The following is a 25,483-nucleotide window of genomic DNA, read 5'->3' on the forward strand; positions in this document are numbered from 1 at the left end:
GGACGAATGGACGACAGGTATTTCAATCAGCGAACCTTTACCCCGAAAACACCGTCCGAGCTAGGGCGTAAATGCTTACCGCTCGCCTCGAGGTTTCCGTTTGAAAGCTGCCATCATCAAAAAATACCGTCTGATCATCAAAACCATGGGCTATGTCGGCTGGGCCCTGTTTTGGCTATTGCTCTGGGATATCGCCGTCACAGTAGATTTCATGTTGTTTCTCAACGCCAAGATAAACCTGCCGCTGATGCCCCTGACATTGCTCGGTTCAGCATTGGTGGTGTTGATCAGTTTTCGCAACAGCAGTGCCTATAACCGTTGGTGGGAGGCACGAACGCTGTGGGGCATGATGATCAACAGTTCCCGCAGCTACGCCCGGCAAGTGCTGACGCTGCTGGACGACACCGGCAGTGAGGTGAATCCGGTCAAATCAACCCTGCTGCGCCGTCATGTGGCCTATGTGAATTGCCTCGCGGCGCATCTTCAAGGCGAGCCTTGCCCCGAAGAAATTCGCGCGTTTATCCCTGCCGACGAGTTCGCCCGCAGCGGCACCACCAATAACTTCGCCAACGACATCCTCACCGGTTCCGCCGCCCTGCTGGCGAAAGAATACAAGGCCGGGCGACTGGACAGCATTCGCCTTGCGCGGCTGGAATCGACCATGGTCGATCTGTCCAACAGCCAGGGCGGGATGGAGCGGATCGCCAATACGCCGCTGCCGTACCCTTATGTGTATTTCCCACGGCTGTTTATTTCGCTGTTCTGCCTGATCGTGCCAGTGGGGCTGGTGGAATCCCTGGGCTGGTACACCCCGCTCGCCTCGACCGTGGTGGGCTTCATGCTACTGGCCATCGAACGTATCGGCACCGATCTACAGAGCCCGTTTCGTCTCAGTGAACACCAGATTCAGATGGAAGCGCTGTGCGAAACCATCGAGAAAAACCTGCAGTCGATGCAGCGTGATTCCTTGGGTGATGTGCACAGGGTTGAGGAGCTGGCCTGAAGTGAAGCCATCGGCTTGAGGAAAGCTAGGGCGTAAAGCCCTAGCAGATGGCAGGTGTCACTTTTTCTTCTTTGCAGGCTTATCAGACTTCTCTGATTTCTTGGCCTTTTCTGGCTTGCTATCAGCCTTCTTTGCAGACTTCTTGGGTTCGACGTCTTTCTTTTTGTCCTTCTTGTCGGAGGATTTGGAAAGCGTCGAAGCCGCCGCTGATTTTTTTGCCGGTGATGACTTTTTGTCTTTCAAGTCCTTGCTGGCTTTCGAAGCGTCACCTTTGCTTTTCTTCTCGTCTTTAGCCACGTTGATCACCTCTCGGAGGGTGCCGATATTGGCACAATGCCTGTGTGATTATTCACAAGCTAATCATTAGGTGAGCGAGCCCAAGAGCGGTTCAAAATTTTTATGCGTTGAGATCGGCTTTGAGGGATGCACCGTTTACTTGGCAGGTGACCTGATTCATACCAAGACACTCAACACCCACCCCGCCACCCCCGTGCCGATTACAACCAGCCACGCCGGCAACTTCCACACCATCAGCGCCATCAGGGCAACCAGTGCGAGGCCGAAGTCTTGCGGCTTCAGAATCGCGCTGGTCCACACAGGTTGATAAAGCGCGGCCAGCAATAGGCCAACGACGGCCGCGTTCACCCCGGCCAAAGCGGCTTGTGCACGCACGCTGCTACGTAAATGTTCCCAGAAAGGCAAGGCGCCGACGACCAACAAAAACGCTGGGGCAAAGATCGCCAGCAAACAGATCATGGCGCCCGCCCAACCTGAAGGTGGGACGCTCATGGAGGCGCCGAGAAACGCGGCGAACGTAAACAATGGGCCCGGCACAGCCTGCGCAGCACCGTATCCTGCGAGGAATGTTTCGTTGTTGACCCAACCGGAGGGCACTACTTCTGCTTGCAGAAGAGGCAGAACCACGTGGCCGCCGCCGAATACCAGGGAGCCGGAACGGTAGAAAGCATCGACCATTGCAAGGCTTTGATCGGTTACCCGTTCGGCCAACAACGGTAGCCCCACCAACAACAGAAGAAACAAGGCCAGCCACATCACCCCGGCTCTGCGGCTGACCGGTAAAGACAGCACGTCGTGCTCGACACGTTGCGCGGGTTTGAACAGCATCAGCCCCACCCATCCAGCCACGACAATCACGCTGAACTGCCCCCAGGCAGACGGCACAAGCAGCGCGACGCACGCGGCAATCACCATGAGGGTAATTCGCGGTACGTCCGTGCACAGGTTTCGAGCCATTCCCCACACGGCTTGAGCAACCACCGCAACAGCCACGATTTTGAGGCCATGCAGCGCGCCGGGCGAAAGAACAGCGCCATAACGGGAAAGGCCCAGTGCAAACAAAATCATCAGCATCGCCGACGGCAACGTGAACCCGGCCCAAGCAGCGAGCGCACCGCGATATCCTGCGCGGGACAGGCCCAAAGCGATGCCGACCTGACTGCTCGCCGGTCCTGGCAGAAACTGACACAACGCGACCAAATCGGCATAGCTGCGCTCGGTCAGCCATTGCCGCCGGCTGACGAACTCATGGTGGAAGTAGCCCAAGTGAGCAATGGGACCACCGAATGAAGTCAATCCGAGCCGCAGAAAGATCAGAAACACCGACCAGGCACTGTTTCGTTCAGTCGTACAAGAGTCGGCCATGTACCCGCGTTCCTTCTTGAATAGTCGAGCAACGATAGCGTATTTCGATTTATTGAGAAGTTACAGGGTCGTTGTTCCATTACCGTTAAAACGCTGGGGACGCTGATCAGCTACTTCCTGCCGCACCACCTGCAACGGCTGGAGCATTGGCATCCGGGCCAGAGTAGTAACGAGTGGCCGAAAGCTGCCACTCAAAATGCGAATGCCCAACGAGCCGCTTAGAGCTGCATTTCGGCGAGCGCCCTGCGCAGGGGCTCATCGGATATCTGGATAGGGCCGTGAAATGGCACATCCATGTCCAGAACGAGGTAAACAGAGGCCGCGATGAGCAATGACGAGACAATGAACATTCCAATCACCATCGAGTTCCGGGGAGCGCGGTATCCGAAACTGGCGAAGATGAGTGTCAACCAGGCAACCAGCATCCCAATCAAAGGGCCCGGAATCGCCCCCTCTGACTGCTCGACGATCCTCCAGCGTTGCTCGATGATCGAATGATATTGCTGACGAATATCCTGAAGCATCGTTTCATGGAAGCGATCCGGTGGCTTTATGCCGGTCAACGACTTGCCTATGTCATCCAGGTATTTAGCCGCTTCGCTGTCGCGATGCTGCAAGGCCTCATCACCTCGATACGGAGTCTCGATAGCGCGCTCGAGATAGGTGATCAGACGGTTGCGCGTGTCTTGTGTCGCCTCTCCATAGCCTCGTAGCGTCCGGTCAAAAATAATCAGACTGGTTGCATAGCCATGGAAGTTCGCATCTATGGACTCGTAGGTGTTTTTGGCAGAATTGATCATCAGACCAAAGACCAGCGACGTCATGACCACAAAAATGTTGGCGACCAGGCGAATGACGGTATTGGTCTCGTCATCCCGGTGGTGGGACGCCAGCTTGGGGTACCCATTCATCATGAAAAGCGAAGCAGCAACCAGGCACCCGAAAATGGCCAGGGCGATCCAGAGAGAGTTCATGCATCAGCACCCTGAGCAGTTGAGTCAAGTCTTGGAGCATAGACTGTCAGGCGTTCTCGGAGTTTCCCTCTTCAGATACAGGTTTGCCTGCTGGGGAATGACCGCGATGCTGAGTCGAAAGCCGGCGTTGGTGACTGGCAGGTACGCGTAGACCTCTGCCCAAAGTTCTGGTTAACCACGGGCTACTGTCGGCCCATATAGAGGGCGCATGGACGGAACTCAATAAATCCGCGCCATGCGCCCTGGCATCTCAAGCCTGATCCAGTGCCTCGACCAACCCCTTGTCTTCACCCAGAAACCCGCCGCTTTGATGTTGCCAAAGCCGCGCGTACACGCCGTTCCTCTCCAGTAATTCGCTATGGGTGCCCTGTTCGATAATGCGTCCGTCATCCATCACGATGAGCCGGTCCATGGCCGCGATCGTCGACAGCCGATGGGCGATAGCAATCACGGTTTTGCCCTGCATCATGTGATCGAGGCTTTCCTGAATGGCCACTTCGACTTCCGAATCCAGCGCGCTGGTGGCTTCATCAAGCAGCAGGATCGGCGCGTTCTTGAGCATTACCCGGGCAATCGCGACGCGTTGCCGTTGACCGCCCGACAGCTTGATGCCCCGCTCACCGACCAGTGTGTCGTAGCCGCTATGGCCTTGGCGGTCGCTGAGTTGACTGATGAACTCATCGGCCTGGGCGCTGGCGGCGGCGCTGCGGATTTGCGCATCGGTGGCATCGGGACGGCCATAGGCGATGTTGTCGCGAATCGAACGATGCAGCAGCGAGGTGTCCTGGGTAACCATGCCGATGGCGCTGCGCAAACTGTCTTGGGTCACTTTCGCGATGTTTTGCCCGTCGATGCGAATCTCGCCGCTGTCGACGTCATAGAAGCGCAGCAGCAAGTTGATCAGCGTGGATTTGCCGGCGCCGGAGCGGCCGACCAGACCGATTTTTTCACCCGGGCGGATGTTCAGGCTGAGGCCATCGAGCACCTGGCGTTCGCCGTTGTAGTTGAAGTGCACCTTATCGAAAGTAACGGCGCCGCCCTTGGTCACCAGCACACCTGCATCCGGCGCGTCCTGCACCTTGGCGCCTTGCGTCAGCGTGGCCATGCCATCCTGCACAGTGCCGATGCTCTCGAACAGCGAGGTCATCTGCCACATGATCCAGTTCGACATGCCGTTGATGCGCAACGCCATGGCAGTGATTGCCGCCACGGCACCGGCGCCGACATCGCCCTGGTGCCAAAGCCACAGGGCGTAACCACCCGCGGACATGATCAACCCTACCACCAAGGCCTGGTTGACGATCTCGAACCTGCTGACGAGACGCATCTGGCGAAAACCGGTCAGCTTGAAATCTTCCATCGCTGCACGGGCGAAGTGCGCTTCACGATTGGAATGGGAGAACAGCTTCACCGTCGTGATGTTGGTGTAGGCGTCCGAGATTCGCCCGGTCATCATTGACCGCGCATTGGCCTGCTCCTGCCCGACTTTGCCCAGCCGCGGCACGAAGTACCACATGGCCAGCGCGAACAACACCGCCCAACCAATGAACGGCAGCATCAGTTTCAGCGCGAAGCCACCGGCCAGCGCGATGATCGCGATGAAATACACGCCGATCCCGGGAATGATCTCGATCAGGGTAAACAACACGTCACGCACTGCCAGCGCGGTTTGCATCACCTTGGTGGTGACCCGGCCGGAAAACTCATCGAAAAAAAACGAAAGGCTCTGCCGCAGCATCAGGCGATGGAAATCCCAACGCAGGCGCAACGGCAAGTTAATCGCCAATATCTGGTGCTGCACCATGGTGCGCAACGCCACCAGCCCGACACTGGTCACCATGACAATGCCCATGCCCCACAACACCCGACTTTCCTGCGCGGCGGCTTCGCCGCCCGCCTGCCAGGTCGAGAGCAGATCCACGACCTGCCCTAGAAAGGAAAACAGCCAGGCTTCGTAAATCGACACAGCGGCACTCAGCAGCGCAAGCAGCAGAATGTAACCGCGCGCGCCTCGCGTACAGGCCCACAGAAAACGCGCCAGACCGTTGGGCGGCGGTGGTACCTCGTCAGGCGGAAAAGGGTCGAGTCTTCGTTCAAACGCACGAAGCATAGTGATCTCCAAAACTTTCAAGTTGAGGGGATTCTGCCATTGAATGGTTGGCAGGAGGGCTTTGTGAAAAAGTGTGTGTCCGTGGCGACGGCTGCGGCCATAAACCACAGATCGCTTTTCACGCAGCTTTCCAGCAGGTCGAATAATGCGCGTCTGTCCAGCTTAGGAATGCGATCCCATCGAATTCGTATAACCACGGAATGTCCTGGCGCTGATAACGGTGCCCCTGACAGCGGCTAAAGGCGTGGTCATTGAATCGGCAACTCAACCCGCGCCACTAACCCGCCACCGCTGCGATTGCTCAACGTCAGTTCCCCGCCCTGCTCACGCACAATGGCCCGCGCCGCGGAAAGTCCGAGTCCGACCCCGCCGGTCTCGCGGTTGCGTGAGGTTTCGAGGCGTAAGAACGGATCGAACACGCGCTCCAGCGACTCTTCGGCAATCCCCGGCCCTTCGTCGCTGACCTCGATGCAGATCGTGTAGCCATCGCCGCTCAAGGCGATGCTCGGGTGTTGCGCGTACTTCTCGGCATTTTCCAGCAGGTTGACGATCACTCGTTTGATGCCAAGCGGCCGACCCTCATACACCCAGTGTGCCGGGCCGCTGTAACCGACGGCGATGTTCTGGTCACGGTAGTCATCGATGATGGTTTGCAGCAGTTCGGCAAGGTCAAACGCCGTGGTGGGTTCCCCGTGGGTGTCCTCGCGAAAAAACGCCAACGCGGCGTTGATCATCGACTGCATCTCTTCGATGTCACGAATCTGTTTGCCTTGGTTATCCAGATCTTCCATGAACTCGCTGCGCAAGCGCATGCGGGTCAGCGGTGCGCGCAAGTCGTGGGAGATGGACGCGAGCATGTGCGTGCGTTCGCCGATGAAATGCTGAATCTGCGCCTGCATGGTGTTGAAGGCGATGATCGCCTGGCGGATTTCCTCAGGGCCTTCGATTTTGATCGGCGGTGCGCGCAGATCACCACCGAAACGCCGCGCGGCGCTGGCGAAACGTTGCAAGGGTTTAGCCAGTTGGCGCGTGGCGATCCAGGCCACCAGCAAGGTAGCGATCAGGCCGAGGGCGATAACCACCGCAATCCGCGTACTCGCCTCCAGCCCCCAAACCCGTTCCGGTGGGGTGAACGACAACCAACTGCCATCGACCAGTTGCACAAGTGCGGCATAGTGCGCCTGCGGGCTGTGGCTCGGCCAGTCGTCGGGGTTGAAGGCTTCCATGGTTCGGCCATCGGCCAACAGCAGTTGCAGCACCGGCACCCTGCCCGCTTCAACCGGATTGCCGCCCGCCGGCAGCCCGAAGTCGGCGCGCTGCGCTTTCCACGCCACTTTCAGCCGCGGGCTGCTTGCCGCGTCCGCCAACTGCGGGCGCAACGGTACTGGCGCGGCCTCGATCACGCGCACGGTAGCGGCAATCTGTTCCAGCAAACCGGTACGCTCAATCGGCGGACGCGCCCAGATCCCGGCGACCTGCACGAACAAGGCATTAAGGGCCAGCGACGTCAGCATCGCCGCAACGATAGTCAGGGCAATCCGCCGACTGAGGGTGTCGCGCCGCAGCATCCGGCGGATCACGAGCGGCTGACCTTGGCCGTGAACATATAACCGCCGTTGCGAACGGTGCGGATCAGGTCCGGACGTTTGCAGTCGGGCTCGATCTTGCGCCGCAACCGGCTGACCTGCACATCGATGCTGCGATCAAACGCGTCGTGGCCCTGGCCATGGGTCAGGTCGATCAATTGCTCGCGAGTCAGAATGCGTTGCGGATGCTCAAGAAACACCACCAGCAAGTCGAACTCGCCGCCAGACAGCGGAATCATCACGTTTTGCGGTGAGCGCAGTTCGCGGCAGGTGATATCCAGATGCCAACCGGCGAAGGCAATCACCGGCCGGGACGGTTCGCTCGGCTGACTGGCCGGTTCGCTCGCGCGGCGCTGCACGGCACGCAGACGAGCCAGCAGTTCACGCGGTGCAAACGGCTTGGTGACGTAGTCATCCGCCCCCAGCTCCAGGCCGACAATGCGGTCGCTCAGTTCGCCCATGGCGGTGAGCATGATGATCGGAATGGCCATCTGCGCGCGCACTTTCTGGCACAGACTCAAGCCGCCCTCCCCAGGCAGCATCAGGTCGAGAATGATCGTGTCCGGTCGCTGCTGGTCGATCGCCGCCCACATCGCCTCGCCGTCCGCCGCTACATCGACTTCATAGGCGTGCTGGACGAAGAACTTCTTCAGCAGCGACAGAATTTCCACGTCGTCGTCGACGATCAGCAGTCTGCTCACGGGCACAGGATCCTCAATCCAGAAAAGAGCGCATCTAAAACCATTCTGGCGTCCGGGTCATTTATTTCAATCGAGCAACATTCCTTCGCCAGTGACATCAACCGGACATCGTCCGGCAAAAACCGTCCTGCATCCTGCACACCTTTCCAAATCAGGGGGTTGTTCATGAAGGCCTTACACAGCAGGTATACCGCCGAGGGGCATAACGCCCAATATCCGTTGATCCTCAGCCAGCGCACGACAGCACCGACACACGATACGCCGATCCTGTTTCAGGAGTTTTGCCTGGGATTGTCCAGTGATCAGAGCCGGATTGTCCTGCGCCGTTACTTCGAGCAGTTCAGCCCGACCAACGCCCAGTGGGTGGAGTACGCCCATTCGATCCCGGCCGCCGACCTCATCCACTGGATCATGACCCACGGCCAGTTGCACATCGAGTGCTCGCAAGACACCCCGCCAAAGCACAAGGAATCGCATTGATGAGAAGCCATTGCCTGATGTCGATTTTGTGCACGGCGTCCCTGAGCATGTCGGCTTGCAGCAGCCAAAAGGTCGAACATACCGGGTTTCTGCACGACTACAGCGTATTGAAGGAGCACAAGTCGCCTTCGGGTCAGGACGTATTGGGTTGGGTCAGTCCGGCATTGGTCAGAGGTCGTTACACCCAGGCCTATTTGGCGCCGAGTCAGTTCTATCCCAGCGCAGAGCCGACTGACCGGATTCCACTGAGCACGCTGTCCGGGGTGACCGAGTATTACGACGCAGCCCTCAGGCATGAACTGGGCAAAGTGCTGCAACTGGTGTCCACGCCCGGCCCGAATACGCTGATCGTCAGGCCGGCTATCACCCGGGTCAGTGCCAGCACCCAAGGCCTGCAATTTTATGAATGGCTGCCGGTCACACTGGTCGCGGCTGGCGTGAGCACCGCCACCGGCATCCGCGATCAGGACAGTGAAATCGCCACGGAAGTCTCTTTCGAGGACGGTTCGACCGGCGAAGTGGTGGCCGAAGTCGTGCGCAAGGGCACCGGCGTGCCGCTGGAAAACGACAAACAGGTGCTGAGCGCCGATGACGTCAAAGTGGTGCTGGATGGCTGGGCCAGTGATCTGGGTAAATCGTACGTGGCGATTCGTAAGTAGAGCCCGTGGCCGGGTGCATCGGTCGTAAAGACGTTTTTTGTCTGATGTGAAGTGCAGCTTTCGACAGCCCTCGGGACACTGCCCCCCCCCGTAGGAACTGTCGCGTGAAACGAAGCTGCGATCTTTTGATCTCGTGTTTGAAAATTAAAAAAAGCCGCGAGCGGTGAATTATTTCGTGTCCTCATGTATCAGACCCATTAAGCACGCGCCATCAAATAGATGGCATTGACGCGAAAAGATGGATCAGTAAAGAGAATACCCGGATGAAATCACGTAAAAGCAGCGTCAAACCGATTGGTCTGAAAGACATCACAATCGTCGATGACGTCAAGATGCGCAAAGCCATTACGGCCGCTGCACTCGGCAATGCCATGGAATGGTTCGACTTTGGCGTCTACGGCTTTGTCGCCTATGCGCTCGGCAAGATCTTCTTCCCCGGCGCCGATCCTGGCGTACAAATGATCGCGGCATTGGCGACATTCTCCGTGCCGTTCCTGATCCGGCCGCTGGGCGGCCTGTTTTTCGGCGCGTTGGGCGACAAGTACGGACGACAGAAAGTCCTCGCCGCGACCATCGTCATCATGTCCCTCAGCACCTTCGCCATCGGCCTGATCCCCTCCTATGACTCCATAGGTATCTGGGCGCCGATCCTGCTGTTGCTAGCGAAAATGGCCCAAGGCTTTTCCGTCGGTGGCGAATACACCGGTGCCTCGATCTTCGTCGCCGAATACGCGCCGGACCGCAAGCGCGGCTTCCTCGGCAGTTGGCTGGACTTCGGTTCGATTGCCGGTTTCGTCCTTGGCGCCGGCGTGGTGGTGATGATCTCGACGATTATCGGCGAAGAGCAGTTTCTCGAGTGGGGCTGGCGTCTGCCGTTCTTCCTCGCCCTGCCATTGGGCATGATCGGTCTGTATTTGCGTCATGCGCTCGAAGAAACGCCAGCGTTCCAGCAGCACGTGGAGAAACTCGAACAAGGCGACCGCGAAGGTCTGGCCCGTGGGCCGAAAGTGTCGTTCAAGGAAATCGCCACCCAACACTGGCGTAGCCTGATGACCTGCGTCGGTGTGGTCGCGGTGACCAACGTCACCTATTACATGCTGCTCACTTATATGCCGAGTTACCTCTCGCATAACCTGCACTACAGCGAAAACCGTGGCGTGTTGATCATCATCGCGATCATGGTCGGCATGTTGTTCGTGCAGCCGCTGATTGGTTTTGTCAGCGACAAGATCGGCCGCAAGCCCTTTATCGTCATCGGCAGCATTGGCCTGTTCGTCCTTGCCATTCCGGCGTTCATCCTGATCAACAGCGGCAAGATCGGCCTGATTTTCGCCGGGCTGCTGATGCTGGCGGTGTTGCTGAATTTCTTTATCGGCGTGATGGCCTCGACCCTGCCAGCGATGTTCCCGACGCACATTCGCTACAGTGCACTGGCGGCGTCCTTCAACATTTCCGTGTTGATCGCCGGCCTGACGCCGACCGTCGTGGCGTGGCTGGTGGAAAGCACCAACGACCTGTACATGCCGGCGTACTACCTGATGGTGGTTGCCGTGGTCGGTCTGATCACCGGCGTGACAATGAAAGAAACAGCGAACAAACCGTTGCGTGGCGCCGCCCCCGCAGCCTCTGACCTCGCAGAGGCGAAGGAGCTGCTGCAAGAACATCACGACAATATCGAGCAGAAGATCGAAGACATCGATGCCGAAATTGCCGAGCTGGAAGCCAAGCGCAACAACCTGGTGCAACAGCATCCACGGATCAACTGAACCATGCGTGGCCCGGTGCAGAATCCTGCCCGGGCTGCTGCAACCTCTTCAGCACTGCGTGAGTCAGGGCAGATTTTGCTCTGGCGGCGATTCCAGCACCTGGGTGACGTCGTCGGGTTGATACACCCAACCCATAAACAACGCATAACCGACCGCCAGAATCACCGCCCACGCACGGGCCCGGAAATCCGCGTGGTGACGGCGACGGCGGTGCGATGGCCGCTTTCACCGTAGGTCATGATCAGCCCGGCAACGATCAGCGCTACGACGAACACCACAATGCCCGCTCCCACCCCGGCCGCTTGGTGCAGCATCACTTTGCCCCAATCCTTGAGGTGCGGCGCCAGTTCCTGGAAAGCCCAGCTCAGATCCTGCGAAGCATGCTGCCAGATGCCGAAAATCGGTGGCCCGATCAGCGGCCAGTTCTCGACATTGGCCGGCGGCGGCGGGATTTCGAATTGGCCGCTTTCAAGCACCTGCATCCCGCCCTTCACCGAGTCGGCCACCGAGGCGCCCAGCAGACTCAACGGCACCATCAGGATCAGCAATCCCAGCAACACCAAAATAACCGCCGCCCAGCCGTAGCGCTGACCAAGTTTTGCGCCGAGCATCCGGTTCAACGGGTACAGAGTGACGGCCAGGATCAGCGCCCAGAGCATCACATTGAGAAACGGATGGAAAATGTCGTAACAGAACAGCACCAACGTGGCGATCAACCCCGCACGGATCAGGACGTCAAGCAAAGCTCTGGAGCTGTTGAAAGCGATCAGCGGTTTCTCGTCCACAGTGGTTTTCCTGTCAAGCGTATCGTTAGGAATGCGTTGAGCCTAGATCACCTCCTTGCATTCTGTCTGTTTGATTGATGGGCCCGCCAAGGAGGCATCGATGGACAAAAACCATCCCGCCGATTACTCCGCGCCCGGCATGGTGTTAAATAGGCGCCAGTCTTAACCTTGTCGCTAAAGCCGTGCACGAGAACTGATATGAATAGCTCTTCAAAAACCCATGACGCTCAACTGCAATCGGCGGTGAACGCATGATCGAAGTCACTGAAGTTTCCATCGCCCAATTGCGCGCTGCGCTTGAGTCCGGCCAGACCACGTCGCTTGAGCTGGTGCAGGCCTATCTCGCCCGCATCGATGCCTACGACGGCGCCGACACAGCGACAGCGCTCAACGCGGTTGTCGTGCGCAACCCCGAAGCGCTGAACGAAGCCCGGGCCGCCGACGCCCGCCGCGCCAAAGGCGAAACCCTGAGCCCGCTCGACGGCATTCCTTACACCGCCAAGGACAGTTATCTGGTCAAGGGCCTGACCGCCGCGTCCGGCAGCCCGGCCTTTGTTGATCTGGTGGCCTACCGCGACGCGTTTACCATTGAGCGTCTGCGCGGTGCCGGGGCGATTTGCCTGGGCAAGACCAACATGCCGCCGATGGCCAATGGCGGCATGCAGCGCGGGGTTTATGGCCGCGCCGTGAGCCCGTACAACGCTGACTTCCTCACCGCACCGTTCGCCTCCGGTTCGTCCAATGGCGCTGGCACCGCCACGGCCGCAAGTTTTGCTGCATTCGGCCTGGCGGAAGAAACCTGGTCGAGCGGGCGCGGTCCTGCTTCGAACAATGGCCTGTGCGCCTACACGCCGTCGCGCGGTGTGATCTCGGTGCGCGGCAACTGGCCGCTGACCCCGACCATGGATGTCGTGGTGCCCTACGCGCGCACCATGGCTGACTTGCTCGAAGTCCTCGACATCGTCGTTGCCGAAGACCCTGACACCCGTGGCGATCTGTGGCGCCTGCAACCCTGGGTGCCGATTCCGAGTGTCAGCACCGTACGCCCTGCCGCTTACGCCGAACTGGCTGCCGACCGCACCGCGCTGGCCGGCAAGCGCTTCGCCGTGCCGCGCATGTTCATCAACGCCGACCCTGACGCTGGCACCAGCGAAGCGCCGGGCATCGGCGGCCCGACCGGCCAACGCATCAACACGCGCGCGTCGGTGATCGATCTGTGGAAACAGGCACGTCAGGCGCTGGAAGCCGCCGGTGCCGAAGTGATCGAAACCGACTTCCCGCTGGTCTCCAACTGCGAAGGCGACCGCCCCGGCGCACCGACCGTGTTCACCCGTGGGCTGGTGTCCAAAGAGTTTCTCCACCATGAACTGTGGGACCTGACCGCCTGGGCTTTTGACGACTTCCTGCAAGCCAACGGCGACCCGAAGCTCAATCGTCTGGTCGACGTCGACGGTGCGAAAATCTTCCCGCACGAGCCGGGCACTTTGCCCAACCGTGAGGGTGACCTTGTCGCCGGCATGGACGAATACGTACGCATGGCCGAGCGTGGCATCACGCCGTGGAATGAAATCTCCACTGTTCCCGATGGTTTGCGTGGCCTGGAACAAACCCGGCGCATCGATCTTGAGGACTGGATGGATAAGCTGGGCCTCGACGCCGTGTTGTTCCCGACCGTCGCCGATGTCGCCCCGGCGGATGCGGATGTGAACCCGGAGTCCGCCGACATCGCCTGGAGCAATGGCATCTGGGTCGCCAACGGCAACCTCGCGATCCGCCACCTGGGCGTGCCCACCGTCACCGTGCCGATGGGCGTCATGGCCGACATCGGCATGCCGGTCGGCCTGACCTTCGCCGGCCGCGCCTACGACGACTCGAGCCTGCTGCGCCTGGCCGCGGCGTTTGAATCGACGGGCAGTAAACGCATGATCCCGCCACGCACCCCGCCGTTGTCATAACGCGGTCAAGCTGTGGGAGCGAGTTTGTTTGCGAGAGCGGTGTATCAGTGGATAGAAATGTTGCCTGATGCACTGCAAACTCTGGCAAGCCAGCTCCCACAATTTTATCTGTTACCAAAAATGGTGGGCACATCCCAAATCCCTGTGGGAGCTGGCTTGCCAGCGATGGCGCCGACTCAGTCAGCATCGCTTCGCGCACCACGTTGGCGTTCGGCGAAATGACAATCGAAACCCCGGTGTTCGACAAACGCCTTCATCCGTCACTCCGGCATCTCAGCGATAATCTCAATCAGATCATCCCGGCTAATGTCATTGGCCTTGACCGCCGCGGCAACATCGCGCCTGGATAAAGGAAAACGTTTAAAAATGTCGTTCAACGTAACGGCATCAATGCTTTCCAACCACTGCGGGACAACCACCGAGCCGCCGTACTTCGGCTCCATCGTCACCGTTTCGTGATCAATCGGGCCTTTGTGGTTGAAGTAGACCAGATAACGCGTGAACCCTTCCGGGTAGCTTTTATCTTCATAAAGTGTGGTGCCAATCGGCAGTACATAGCTGTTTTCATCACCATAACGCCCGCCAATCAGCAGCGGTTCTGTGGTTCTGATCATTGGCATTCCACGTGTCACGGTGCCGTGCATGGTCACGTAGTACAGCCATCCCGCGGCGTTCGCACACACCAACAAGATGAAGAAAAGCACGGTGCTTTTGGTTGGATTTTTCAAGCGGAACTCCAGCAATCCATTGTCAGGATTGGCGGATGGTACAGAGCTTGAGAGCAAAAGATGCGGGATCCGCCGAAAGCGTTGAACCTGAATTCAAACGCCCGCCTGTAAAAGACCGTCTGTCGAGAAGTACTTTCGACCTGTCAGATCTGACAGGTGCGCAATCTTCCCATTCAGCGCGTAATGACTCCGGCCCCTAACCGACCGGAGTACCTCACCCATGTCCGCCAACGACCTGCCCGAAAACAGCACCCCGGCCTTAAAGGAACTCGACATCCCCGGCCGCACTGGCCCGGTATCCGAAATCAAACGCGCAGCGGGTGGCACCAGTTATTCCAACCCGCTGGCGCTCCGTGTCGCAACTGCGCTGGAGCTCAAAGCTCCGGCTATCAAACAAGCGCCGAATGGTGCCACCCTCGACCCTTTCGCAGCGCAGGATGAGCTGACCGCAGTCATTGATTACGTCGGCATGGACCTCGACGACGAGATCACCGTGACCTGGACCGGCGCCCCTGGCACCCCGGGCGGCGGCTCAAACCCGATCATCAATGGCAACACCAGCTCCGAACTGGACCTCTCCACGCTGGTACCCGGCGCAAAAACACGCATTGATCGCAGTTCCGATAAAAGCAAAGCGGTAACGTTCCCGGTGCGCACCTATACCATCAAGGCTGTGGAGGATCTGAAGCCGCAAATTACATCCGTCAAAGGCTCACCGAGCGGGGATGAAATTCCCGAGGGGGGCACTACCGTAGAAACCGCCGTCACCCTGACTGGCACTGCGGCCAAAGGCCAGAAAGTTGAAGTGTTCGACGGCGCCACGTCCAGAGGGGACGCCACCGCAGATGTGACAACAGGCAATTGGGCGTTGAGCGATTCAGGCTTGAGCCTGACGACTCACCTTTACAAGGCAAAGGCACTTTATGGTTCGGGCTTTGAGTCGAGCGCACGGACATTCAGCGTGGTGGAAAAGTTGAATGTCATACAAACCCGGTTTCCGCGCTACATCAGAGTCAGTCCTGATGGTACTCGTGTATATGTTCTCGGATTCGCATCTGAGATTACTAACAGAGTGATCACAATCGATTTAATTGATCTCGCCACACACCGCGTTATCAAGTCAGCCAATATAGATACCCGGCTTCCCAACGACTTCAACATCAGTCCGGACGGCAACAGACTGTATGTCTGCTTTTCGCGAGAAATCCAAGAATACAGTTCTTCCGACCTGTCACACCTGCGAACTTTTACGAATACTAACTTTCGCTCAACTCTGGAAATAAGCCCTGACAACAGCAAACTTTACGCTCCTGGTGAATTACTCGGCGTCAAAGGAGGAAAGACAGAAATATCTGACATTGCCACCGGCCGATTTATTCGGAGCGTCAACATAGGCTTTATTCCAGTCGCATCGTCGCTATCTGCAGATGGTCGCTACTTGTACATTGCCTTAGGCATTTATAGTTCGCAGCTCGCGATATTCGAGATTAATACTGACAGAACTACATACCTCGATCTCCGAACGTTAGCAATTAATATAGTCGCAAGTCCAGACGGAAAATTCGTATATGCGTTAAGTGAGAATCAAATACTACAAATCAGCACCCCGGCACACATCATCACCCTACGCAGGAATATTGAACCAGGACTGTCAAATCTGGCGATAACCCCGGATGGAAAACATTTATGCGGTGTTGGTGTAGCAGGTGAAGCGGCCATATTTGATGCCGACACGCTGGCAATACGAAAAATTGCTGCGGGAAGCGGGTCCAAGGCAGTGGCATTCAGCAAGAATGGCCAAAGGGTATATATCTGTAACTATGCCGATCACACGGTATGGGATTCTCCTTGGTGAAGTAGATGGAAATCCCTCCCTGCGCCGGACTGCGGTTGCCTGTGTCAGGGAAATGGCGGAAGGCAGCCGGAGTCGAACCTGCCCGGGAACGGATGCCGTCCCCAACCGGGTTTGAAGCCCGGCCGCGCCACCGGGCGCGATTGCCTTCCTTGAACTCAGTGCGCGTCCTCCATGGCCAACGCGTTGTCGTGACGGATTTGTCGTGATTCGCCGCTGCGCCGGGTCAGGCCGAGGCGATCGAAGTATTCGAGGTATTGAATTGAGCGTTTGCGTCCCAAGCCTAGCGCATCGCGGAAGGTTGTCACCTGGATCTGCGGATTTTCCTTGGCCAGTTGCAGCAACATGGCCACCATTTGCCGGAGCATCGCGTCGCTGATAAACAGGTCGCGCACCACTTGATGCATCAGCCCAAGGCGCGCGAGTTTGCGCAGCAGCAAGCGGACAACGGCGTCGTCTTGCTCAACAACTCCGGCGATGTCGCGCACCCACGGCGGATCGAATCCGGACTGTTCGAACAGCGGTTGCAGTTGAAGCCACAAGGATTCGTCTTCGGCATTCAAGCGCACCTGATGATCCGGCAGGTGCAGCCACGGCCCGCTGGCGTTGATCGAACCGGCGCCGAGCAATTCCTCCAACAGACTGACGAAGATAGAACGCTCCAGCGCCAACCCGCTGAACCGCCGAAGTCGATCCCGATCCGGGCCCATCTGATCGGGCTCCAGTTCATGAAACTTCGCCAGTTGTTCCAGCAGGGTGAATTTCAGTTGACCCCAGCGCTGCACGTTGAACAGCACCGGCCCTTGGCGCGTATTGATCAACCGGACGTTCTGCGGCAATGACCAGTCTTCGCGCGGACGATTGAACTGGCGCTCCAGCCGCTGCGGATCGAGGCCGCCGGCGCTGTGGTTGAGCAACACCGGCAGCACCTGCTCAAAACATTCACTGCGCGCCAAGGCCTCAAGTTGCGCCAGCCGTTCGGGGCTGCGACGTTGGCGGGCCGGGGCGAACGGGTCGAGCACCTGCCCGCCGCCGAGGGTACGTTGCGCACTGTGATCGCGCAGGATCAGCCGATCGCCCTTCACCGCGTGCACCGGCGCGTTGATCAGCAATTGCGCGAACATGCGTTCGCCGGGGTTCAGGCGCGGGCCTTCGAGCAAGGCTACGCGGGCGATGACGTCTTGAGTGCCGAGGTGCAGGTGCACCGGGTGGAAGTGCTCGAAGGGGCGTTCGCCGGGCAACAGTTGAAACTCGATATCGACCCGTTGCGTCGGCGCGTACAGCCACTCGCTCAGCAGCCATTGGCCGCGGTGGATTTGCTCCAGTGCCAGACGATCGCCGCTGATATTCAATGCCACGCGCTGCCCGGCGCACCCGTGTTCGGAGGGCTGATTCTGCGCGTGCAAACCACGAACCCTTACGGCTTTACCGGCAGGCCCCAAAACCAGTTTGTCGCCCACCGCGACCACGCCCGACAGCGCCGTGCCGGTGACCACAATCCCGGCACCGGCAACGCTGAAGGCGCGATCGATGGCCAGACGAAAACCACCGTCACGACTGCGTTCAAGCACTTCACGTTGGCTCTGCAACAAGATCTGTCGCAATTCATCAATGCCCTGCCCGCTCACGCTCGATACAGCCAGAATCGGCGCCTCGGCAAACGGCCCGGCTTCGAGCAAGTCCAGCGTCTGGCGCTGCACTTCCTCCACCCTGCCCGCTTCGACCCGGTCGCATTTGGTGATCGCCACCACCGCACGGGGAATGCCGAGCAACTGGACAATCGCCAGATGTTCGCGGGTTTGCGGCATCACGCCGTCATCCGCCGCAATGACCAGCAACACCAGATCAATGCCCTGCGCGCCGGCGAGCATGTTGTGTGTGAATTTTTCGTGGCCAGGCACATCGATAAAACCGCTCAGCCCGGCACCAGGTTCCAGCTCGGCATACAGATAACCGAGGTCGATGGTCATGCCGCGCTCGCGTTCCTGCGGGCGGCGGTCGCCGGTTTGCCCGGTCAGCGCTTGCAGCAACGAGGTTTTGCCGTGGTCGATGTGCCCTGCCGTGCCGACAATCATTGCGCGACCTGCAAGAGCGGCAACTGCGCCAGCCATGCGGGCTCGTCGTCGAGTTGGCGCAGATCCAGCCACAACGCGTCGTCATCGATGCGCCCGAGCACCGGGATCGGCAAGGCACGCAGCGCTGCTTCAAGGTTGAGCAGATGACGGCCGCGCATTCGCCTGGACACTTGCGGCCGCAAACACAGCGCCGCACTCGGCAGGCGCGCCACCGGTTGGCTGCCACTGCCGATCATGCCGAGTGACTGCACGGCACCCACACGCCAGACCTCGCCCAAAACGTCAGCCATGGCCGGTTGCAATCGTGACGCTTGCGCAAAAATGTCGGCTTGCGCACGGGTCAACAGGCGCAGACTCGGCAATCGCTCGGCCAGTCGATCCGGATCGCGATACAAACCCAGCACGGCTTCCAGCGCCGCCAGGGTCAACTTGTCAACTCGCAATGCACGCTTGAGTGGGTTCTTCTTGATCTTGGCGATCAGCGCTTTGCTTCCGACAATCAATCCGGCCTGCGGGCCGCCGAGCAACTTGTCACCGCTGAAGGTGACGATATCGGCGCCATCGAGCAGTGCCTGTCGCACCGTCGGTTCAGCTGGCAACCCCCAGCGCGTCAAATCCAGCAGACTGCCGCTGCCCAGATCCTCCAACAACGGCAGCCCGTGACGATGCGCCAACTCGGCCAACTCGGCGGTCTGCACCCGGGCCGTAAAACCCTCAATGCTGTAATTGCTCGCATGCACACGCATGATCAAACCGCTGCGCGAGCTGATCGCTGCTTCGTAATCACGGGCATGAGTGCGATTGGTGGTGCCTACTTCGTGCAAACGCACGCCGGCGCGGGCCATGATGTCGGGGATGCGAAAAGCGCCGCCGATCTCGATCAACTCGCCGCGCGAGATGATGCCTTCCTTGCGTGCACCGAGGCTGTTCAGCGTCAGCAGCACCGCCGCGGCATTGTTGTTGACCACGGTGACGGCTTCGGCGCCGGTCAGTTCGCGGATCAGGCCTTCGATCAAATCATCACGATCACCGCGTTTACCGCTGGCCAGATCGAATTCCAGATTGAGCGGATAACGCGCCGCCATTTGTACCGCTTCGATGGCTTCTTCAGGCAATAGCGCCCGGCCGAGATTGGTGTGCAACACCGTGCCGGTCAGGTTGAACACCCGCCGAACCTGGCTGCGTTGTTGCTGCACAAGCCGTTCGCCCACCCGGCCGGCCAGCACTTCAGGACTGATTTCAACCGCCGACAACTGCCCGTTCACCACACTCGAGCGCAGTTCATCCAGCAGCTGTCGCAAACTCGACAGCAACGCCTCACGCCCATAACGCTCGGCCAGCGGCAGACACGCCGGGTGACGCAACAAACCATCAATGGAAGGTAATCGCAGGGCAACACTTGCAGACATCTGCCACTCCCGAAACAAAAGACTGTCCGGCGAGTGTAGACGCTGCGCTCATTCGTCTCCCGGTGCCAGCAGCAGATTGGGTGCCAGACGCTGATAACCGTCCTGCGCCAGACGCATGTCCAGCAGCAAACTGCTCAGATCGGCCGACAACGCCTCGGCGTCGGCATCGTTCTCCAGATAGAGCAATTTCAGATAGCTGTTGCAGCCCGGACAGACTTCGGCGCGCAATGGCGCCTGATTGGCGGCGTGGCGATCGTCCTCAAAACTCAGGTAGTCGAGGCCTTTGCTCGACTCGCAATACACGCATTTGACCCTCACCACGTGCCATTCACAGGCGCACAGCGAACACACCAGATAGCGCAAGCCGTTGTGTTTGCCGCGATGGCGAACCACGCCGATCATGGCTGGTGAACCACAGGCCGGGCATTGACTGAGGCTGTCGCCGGGTTTGAGTTGCAGGTTGGGCGCGCTGAGCAGCCAGTGGCTCCACGCCGCTTGCAACGCCGCGCCAAGAAACGGCACCAGTTGCGCCGGCACCATGGAATATTGACCGCTGACCAGCGCCACCGCCCAGCTGCGCAATTGCCCGGAATCGGCGCTACGCAGCAGGGTGATTGCATCGATCACGGCGGGTTGCGCGGGGGGTGCGTAGCGTTGCAGCAGAGCCGCAAGCCAGGCTTGCCAGTCATCTTCGCGGATCAACGTATCGGCGCCGAACGGCGGCAAAGCGTGTTGCTGGCACAGGGCAAGCCGTTGCTGATCGACTGGCCCGGTCGACGGCGGATCATCCAGCACTTGCTGCTGAGCCCGACACAAACCGGCGATCAAGCGCAGATACTCGGCCAACGGGTGCCCCTCGGCCAATCGCTCCAGACGTTCGGCGCGCAAGGTAAAAAGGTTGTGCGGTGGCAGGTGCAGAAACGGCGGCGAACTGGCCGCCGCTTCGATTTCTCCGGGTTCAAGAATGCTTGGCAAAGGTCAGCCCTTTTTGGTGATCGGTCGCTCTGGCACGTCCGGTTGACGCTCATCGCGGGTGATGTCGCGATACCACAGTGCGTGGTGTTTCTTCGCCCAGGCGCGGCTGACCCAACCATGCAGCATCGCGTCGACCGAGCCCTTGATCCACAGCCCGGCGTAGATGTGGATGATGATGCTGAGGATCAGCACAAACCCGGCCAGTGCATGCAGCAGCATTGACCAGCGGATCAGGGTGATGCCGAAAAACGCGCTGAACCAGGCGCGCCAGATCACCAGCCCGGTGAACAGCAACGCGAGCATGCACAGCAGTAAAGTCCAGAACAGCAGCTTTTGCCCGGCGTTGTACTTGCCAACCGGCGGCACGGCTTCTTCGTCGTTGACCATTACCCGATCAATGCGCCGCAGCCACTGCCGGTCGTTGGCGATGAAGAAATTGGCACGCCAGAAATTGAACACCAGACCGAGAAACAACACGAACATCGCCACACCCATGAACGGGTGCAGAATCCGCGTCCACGGCCCACCGTCAAACAGATTGGTCAGCCAGAACATCGATGGATGAAACAGCGCCAGCCCCGACAGCCCGGCCATGAAAAACAGAATCGCCACCAGCCAGTGATTGGTGCGCTGGTTGGCGGTGTAACGCAGGATCGTCTTGTTGCTCATGGCCGGTCCTCTCCGCGTGGGTCGAAGGTATGCACCGCCGGATCAACGACATGCACCGAGGTGTCGGGCGCGGTCGGATGTTCATCCTCTTCAACCCGGTTCGGGCCGATGCGCACGTAGTGGAAGAACCCGGCCAGCACCGCTGCGCCCATCGCCAGCAAGCCCAGTGGTTTGCTGATGCCTTTCCACAAGCCCACCAGCGGACTGATGGTTGGCGCGTCGGGCAGACCGGCGTAAATCCTCGGCGTGTCGGCGTGGTGCAGCACGTACATGACGTGAGTGCCGCCGACGCCGGCCGGATCATACAAACCGGCGTTCTCGAAGCCACGGCTTTTCAGGTCGACGATGCGTTCGGCGGCGTGTTCCTTCATGTCTTCCTTGGTGCCGAAGACGATAGCGCCGGTCGGGCAGGTTTTCACACAGGCCGGCTCCAGGCCTACCGCGACTCGATCCGAACACAGGGTGCACTTGTACGCCTTGTGATCTTTTTGCGAGATACGCGGAATGTTGAACGGGCACCCGGTGATGCAATAACCGCAACCGATGCAGTGATCCTGATCGAAGTCGACGATGCCGTTGGCGTGCTTGATGATCGCACCGGGGCTCGGACACGCCGCCAGGCACCCCGGCTCGGCGCAGTGCATGCAGCCGTCCTTGCGGATCAGCCATTCGAGGTTTCCGGCGTCGGTTTCGTGCTCGGTGAAGCGCATCAGCGTCCAGGATTCTGCGCTCAGGTCCTGCGGGTTGTCGTAGGTGCCGTGGTTGTGGCCGACCTCGTCGCGAAGTTCGTTCCATTCCGAACAGGCGACCTGGCAGGCCTTGCAACCGATGCATTTGGTGGTGTCGATCAGCTTGGCCACCGCCTCCTGATTCCTCACCGAGGGCGGCACCGTGGTGGTGGCCGAGCGGGCAATGATGTCTTGGCTGGCCATTTAGATTTTCTCCACGTTGACCAGGAATGACTTGGATTCCGGGGTCTGTGTGTTGCCATCGCCGAGGAACGGCACCAAGGTGTTGGTCAGGTAACCGTGACGCGTCAGGCCGGTAAAACCCCAGTGCAACGGGATGCCGATCTGATGCACGACCTGGCCGTTGACCTGCAGCGGCCGGATCCTTTTGGTCACTACCGCGACCGCTTCAATGAATCCGCGTTTGCAACTGACCCGCACTCGATCACCTGCAGCGATGCCCTTCTCTTTCGCCAGCACCTCGCCGATTTCGACGAATTGCTCAGGCTGGGCAATCGCGTTCAACTTGCAGTGCTTGCTCCAGAAGTGGAAATGCTCGGTCAACCGATAGCTGGTGCCGGCGTACGGGAAGTCCTTGGCTTCGCCGAGGGTTTCCCACACCGAATCGAAGATCCGCGCTGCCGGGTTGCTGGTGGCCTGTTTGTTTTGCGGGTGCAGCGGGTTGATGCCGATGGGGGTTTCGAACGGCTCGTAATGCTCGGGGAATGGCCCTTCATTCATCTTGTCGACGGCGAAGAATCGCGCCACACCTTCCGGGTTCATGATGAACGGGTTCATCCCGGCTTCCGGCGGTACGTCGGCCTTGTAGTCCGGCACATCGGTGCCGGTCCAGACTTTACCGTTCCACCAGACCAGACGCTTTTTCGGGTCCCACGGTTTGCCCGCAACGTCTGCGGAAGCGCGGTTGTACAGAATCCGCCGATTGGCCGGCCAGGCCCAAGCCCAACCCTGGTGCTGATGCATGCCATACGGGTCGGCATTGTCGCGCCGGGCCATCTGATTACCGGCCTCGGTCCAGCTGCCAGCGAAAATCCAGCAACCGGACGCGGTGCTGCCGTCGTCCTTGAGCAAACCGAACCCGGCCAGTTGCGTGCCAGCCTTGACCGTTGCGCCGCTGGCATCGGTGAAGTCTGTGACGGCGCTGCCGTTGATCTCTTTGGCCAGTTCTTCCGGAGACGGTTCGTCGGCGATCTTGTACGGCCACGTCAGTTTCAGCAGTGGGTCGGGAAACTTGCCGCCCTCGGCCTGATAACGCTTGCGCAGGCGCAGGAACAGTTCGCTCATGATGCGGATGTCGGTCTGCGCTTCGCCCGGGCCATCGGCGCCCTTCCAGTGCCATTGCAGCCAGCGGCTGCTGTTGACCAGCGAGCCGTCCTCTTCGGCAAAACAGGTGGTCGGCAGGCGAATGACTTCAGTCTGGATCTCGTCGGTTTTCACATCGTTGTACGGTCCGACGTTGTGCCAGAACTCCGACGTTTCGGTGGCCAGCGGGTCCATCACCACCAGCCATTTGAGTTTGGCCAACGCGCCCATCACGCGGTTCTTGTCAGGCAACGCGGCGATGGGATTAAAGCCCTGGCAGAAGTAGCCGTTGACCTTGCCCTGGCTCATCAGGTCGAACATCTTCAACACGTCGTAGTTGGGGATGTCGAGTTTCGGCAAATGGTCGTAGAGCCAATTGTTCTCCGCGGTGGCGTGGGCGCCGTACCATGACTTCATCAGGCTGACGTGGAATTTGCTGTAGTTCTGCCAGTACGAGAGCTGCCCCGGCCGCAACGGTACTTGCGTACGTTTGTGGATGTAGGTGGCGTAATCCTGCTCGGTGTCGGTGCCCAATGACAGATAGCCCGGCAACGCATTGGAGAGCAATCCGAGGTCGGTCAGGCCCTGAATGTTCGAGTGCCCGCGCAAGGCATTCACCCCACCGCCCGGCATGCCGACATTGCCCAGCAACAGTTGCACCATCGCCGCACTGCGGATGATTTGCGCGCCGATCGAATGCTGGGTCCAGCCGAGCGCGTAGAGAATCGTCATGGTCTTGCCCGGTATCGAGCACGTGGCGATTTCGTCCCAGATTTTCTGCATGGCATCGACCGGCATCCCGCAGATCTGGCTCGCGAGGTCGATGGTGTAGCGGCTGTAATGCTGCTTCATCAGTTGATAGACGCAGCGCGGATCTTGCAGGGTCGGGTCGACTCTGACGAAGCCGTCCTCGCCCATTTCGTACCCCCAACCGGATTTGTCGGTATAGCTGCGCTTGGCCACGTCGTAGCCACTGAAGATGCCGTCCTCGAAGCCATAACCGGCTTTGACGATGAACGACACATCGGTGTAATTGCGCACGTATTCGTGCTGGATCTTGTCCTCGGTCAGCAGGTAATTGATCAAACCACCCATGAAGGCGATGTCGGTACCGGTGCGAATCGGCGCGTAGTAGTCGGCCACCGAAGCGGTCCGGGTAAAACGCGGATCGACCACGATCAGCCGCGCGGCGTTGTGCGCCTTGGCCTCGGTCACCCATTTGAAGCCGCACGGATGCGCTTCTGCTGCGTTGCCGCCCATCACCAGGATCAGATTCGCGTTAGCGATATCGGTCCAGGTATTGGTCATGGCACCACGGCCGTACGTCGGGGCAAGACTTGCCACCGTCGGACCGTGTCAGACACGCGCCTGGTTATCGAACCCCAGTAGACCGAGGCTGCGAATCACCTTCTGGGTGATATAGCCCGCTTCGTTGGACGCCGCCGAGGCCGCGAGGAAACCGGTGGTCAGCCAGCGATTCACCGTTTGCCCGTTGGCATTTTTCTCGATGAAATTGGCGTCACGGTCGGTTTTCATCAGGTCGACGATGCGATCCAGCGCTTCATCCCAACTGATCCGCGTCCATTCGCTGCTGCCAGGTTTGCGCGTCTGCGGATACAGCAAACGGCCCGGGCTGTGAATGAAGTCCAGCAGGCCCGCGCCTTTTGGACAGAGGGTGCCACGGTTGACCGGGTGGTCGGCGTCGCCCTCGATGTGGATGATATTTTGCGCGACATTCTTCCCGGCATCGCCCTGGCTATACATGATCAAGCCGCAGCCGACCGAGCAATACGGGCAGGTGTTGCGGGTTTCATGGGTGTGGGCAAGCTTGAAGTGACGCACCTGCTCGGCGAAGGCAGGCGTCGGGGCCATGCCCAACGCGCCCAGGCTTGAGCCTGCAAGGCCGATACCGGCGACCTTGAAGAACTGACGACGGCTGAGATCCATCGTGCACTCCTGATCAGGTGGAACCCGGTACTGATGCCGGGCTTTATCTGGACAAACACGGTTGCGGCAACGGGTGCCCGCTTTTTCACTGTAGAC

21 protein-coding genes and 1 tRNA gene are annotated in these 25,483 nt (G+C 59.3%); 6 read left to right on the top strand and 16 right to left on the bottom strand.

The window, feature by feature from the left end; all coding sequences use genetic code 11:
• Positions 1-100: 100 nt before the first annotated feature.
• Complete coding sequence (locus JJD74_RS12635; protein ID WP_042559095.1) at positions 101-1,003, top strand: bestrophin family protein; 903 nt, start codon at positions 101-103, stop codon at positions 1,001-1,003.
• A gap of 57 nt (positions 1,004-1,060) precedes the next feature.
• Here JJD74_RS12635 and JJD74_RS12640 read toward each other — a convergent pair whose 3' ends face one another.
• The 7 genes from JJD74_RS12640 to JJD74_RS30795 all read right to left on the bottom strand — a co-directional run bounded on the left by JJD74_RS12640 (position 1,061) and on the right by JJD74_RS30795 (position 8,203).
• Positions 1,061-1,309, bottom strand: coding sequence for a hypothetical protein (locus JJD74_RS12640; RefSeq protein ID WP_200614261.1), 249 nt, complete (start codon positions 1,307-1,309; stop codon positions 1,061-1,063).
• Positions 1,310-1,456: 147 nt separating this feature from the next.
• On the bottom strand, positions 1,457-2,665 hold the full coding sequence (gene chrA / locus JJD74_RS12645; RefSeq protein ID WP_200614266.1) for a chromate efflux transporter: 1,209 nt from the start codon (positions 2,663-2,665) through the stop codon (positions 1,457-1,459).
• Positions 2,666-2,883: 218 nt separating this feature from the next.
• A complete protein-coding gene (locus tag JJD74_RS12650) occupies positions 2,884-3,639 on the bottom strand; it encodes a bestrophin-like domain (RefSeq protein WP_042559092.1) in 756 nt (251 codons plus the stop codon).
• Between the two features lie 250 nt (positions 3,640-3,889).
• On the bottom strand, positions 3,890-5,749 hold the full coding sequence (locus JJD74_RS12655) for an ABC transporter ATP-binding protein (RefSeq protein ID WP_200614269.1): 1,860 nt from the start codon (positions 5,747-5,749) through the stop codon (positions 3,890-3,892).
• Positions 5,750-5,997: 248 nt separating this feature from the next.
• On the bottom strand, positions 5,998-7,329 hold the full coding sequence (locus tag JJD74_RS12660; RefSeq protein WP_200614280.1) for an ATP-binding protein: 1,332 nt from the start codon (positions 7,327-7,329) through the stop codon (positions 5,998-6,000).
• Positions 7,326-8,036, bottom strand: a complete 711-nt coding sequence (locus JJD74_RS12665) for a response regulator (RefSeq protein ID WP_200614289.1) — start codon at positions 8,034-8,036, stop codon at positions 7,326-7,328. The genes JJD74_RS12660 and JJD74_RS12665 overlap by 4 nt, the downstream gene beginning before the upstream one ends.
• A complete protein-coding gene (locus tag JJD74_RS30795; RefSeq protein ID WP_155418726.1) occupies positions 8,033-8,203 on the bottom strand; it encodes a hypothetical protein in 171 nt (56 codons plus the stop codon). The genes JJD74_RS12665 and JJD74_RS30795 overlap by 4 nt, the downstream gene beginning before the upstream one ends.
• On the opposite strand from JJD74_RS30795, the gene JJD74_RS12670 reads away from it, so the two are divergent.
• From JJD74_RS12670 to proP, 3 genes are all read left to right on the top strand, one after another.
• Positions 8,202-8,516 (top strand): hypothetical protein, encoded by a 315-nt coding sequence (locus JJD74_RS12670; RefSeq protein ID WP_042559089.1) that lies wholly within the window; start codon positions 8,202-8,204, stop codon positions 8,514-8,516. The two genes, JJD74_RS30795 and JJD74_RS12670, sit on opposite strands and share 2 nt — an antisense overlap.
• Entirely contained in the window at positions 8,516-9,175 is a 660-nt protein-coding gene (locus tag JJD74_RS12675) for a DUF3313 domain-containing protein (RefSeq protein ID WP_181818534.1), read from the top strand. The genes JJD74_RS12670 and JJD74_RS12675 overlap by 1 nt, the downstream gene beginning before the upstream one ends.
• Positions 9,176-9,438: 263 nt before the next feature.
• Positions 9,439-10,941 carry a glycine betaine/L-proline transporter ProP gene (proP, locus tag JJD74_RS12680; protein WP_042559087.1) on the top strand — a complete coding sequence of 501 codons (1,503 nt, stop codon included), beginning with the start codon at positions 9,439-9,441 and terminating at the stop codon, positions 10,939-10,941.
• A gap of 161 nt (positions 10,942-11,102) precedes the next feature.
• Here the strand turns inward: proP and JJD74_RS12685 are convergent, their stop codons facing one another.
• Entirely contained in the window at positions 11,103-11,726 is a 624-nt protein-coding gene (locus tag JJD74_RS12685; RefSeq protein ID WP_234451725.1) for an AI-2E family transporter, read from the bottom strand.
• Between the two features lie 251 nt (positions 11,727-11,977).
• On the opposite strand from JJD74_RS12685, the gene JJD74_RS12690 reads away from it, so the two are divergent.
• Positions 11,978-13,681: an amidase gene (locus JJD74_RS12690; RefSeq protein WP_200614299.1), complete on the top strand. Its 1,704-nt coding sequence runs from the start codon at positions 11,978-11,980 to the stop codon at positions 13,679-13,681.
• A 260-nt stretch (positions 13,682-13,941) separates the two neighbouring features.
• Here the strand turns inward: JJD74_RS12690 and JJD74_RS12695 are convergent, their stop codons facing one another.
• Positions 13,942-14,409, bottom strand: coding sequence for a hypothetical protein (locus JJD74_RS12695; RefSeq protein ID WP_234451726.1), 468 nt, complete (start codon positions 14,407-14,409; stop codon positions 13,942-13,944).
• Positions 14,410-14,629: 220 nt separating this feature from the next.
• On the opposite strand from JJD74_RS12695, the gene JJD74_RS12700 reads away from it, so the two are divergent.
• The gene (locus JJD74_RS12700; RefSeq protein WP_200614302.1) at positions 14,630-16,264 is read left to right on the top strand and encodes a WD40 repeat domain-containing protein; all 1,635 of its coding nucleotides are present in this window, start codon (positions 14,630-14,632) and stop codon (positions 16,262-16,264) included.
• A gap of 53 nt (positions 16,265-16,317) precedes the next feature.
• On the opposite strand, the gene JJD74_RS12705 is transcribed toward JJD74_RS12700, so the two are convergent.
• From JJD74_RS12705 to fdnG, 7 genes are all read right to left on the bottom strand, one after another.
• Positions 16,318-16,413 (bottom strand) — tRNA-Sec (locus JJD74_RS12705).
• 6 nt (positions 16,414-16,419) lie between these two features.
• On the bottom strand, positions 16,420-18,336 hold the full coding sequence (gene selB, locus JJD74_RS12710) for a selenocysteine-specific translation elongation factor (protein WP_200614539.1): 1,917 nt from the start codon (positions 18,334-18,336) through the stop codon (positions 16,420-16,422).
• Positions 18,333-19,745, bottom strand: a complete 1,413-nt coding sequence (gene selA / locus JJD74_RS12715) for an L-seryl-tRNA(Sec) selenium transferase (RefSeq protein WP_200614303.1) — start codon at positions 19,743-19,745, stop codon at positions 18,333-18,335. Before selA ends, selB begins: the two co-directional genes overlap by 4 nt.
• Before the next feature lie 48 nt (positions 19,746-19,793).
• Positions 19,794-20,720: a formate dehydrogenase accessory protein FdhE gene (gene fdhE / locus JJD74_RS12720; RefSeq protein WP_200614308.1), complete on the bottom strand. Its 927-nt coding sequence runs from the start codon at positions 20,718-20,720 to the stop codon at positions 19,794-19,796.
• Between the two features lie 3 nt (positions 20,721-20,723).
• A complete protein-coding gene (locus JJD74_RS12725) occupies positions 20,724-21,389 on the bottom strand; it encodes a formate dehydrogenase subunit gamma (protein WP_200614311.1) in 666 nt (221 codons plus the stop codon).
• Positions 21,386-22,321 (bottom strand): formate dehydrogenase subunit beta, encoded by a 936-nt coding sequence (fdxH, locus tag JJD74_RS12730; protein ID WP_042559079.1) that lies wholly within the window; start codon positions 22,319-22,321, stop codon positions 21,386-21,388. Before fdxH ends, JJD74_RS12725 begins: the two co-directional genes overlap by 4 nt.
• A complete protein-coding gene (gene fdnG, locus JJD74_RS12735; RefSeq protein WP_155418725.1) occupies positions 22,322-25,387 on the bottom strand; it encodes a formate dehydrogenase-N subunit alpha in 3,066 nt (1,021 codons plus the stop codon).
• Between the last annotated feature and the right edge of the window lie 96 nt (positions 25,388-25,483).

It is taken from the genome of Pseudomonas sp. MF6776, assembly GCF_016613125.1.
Taxonomy (GTDB): domain Bacteria; phylum Pseudomonadota; class Gammaproteobacteria; order Pseudomonadales; family Pseudomonadaceae; genus Aquipseudomonas; species Aquipseudomonas iridis.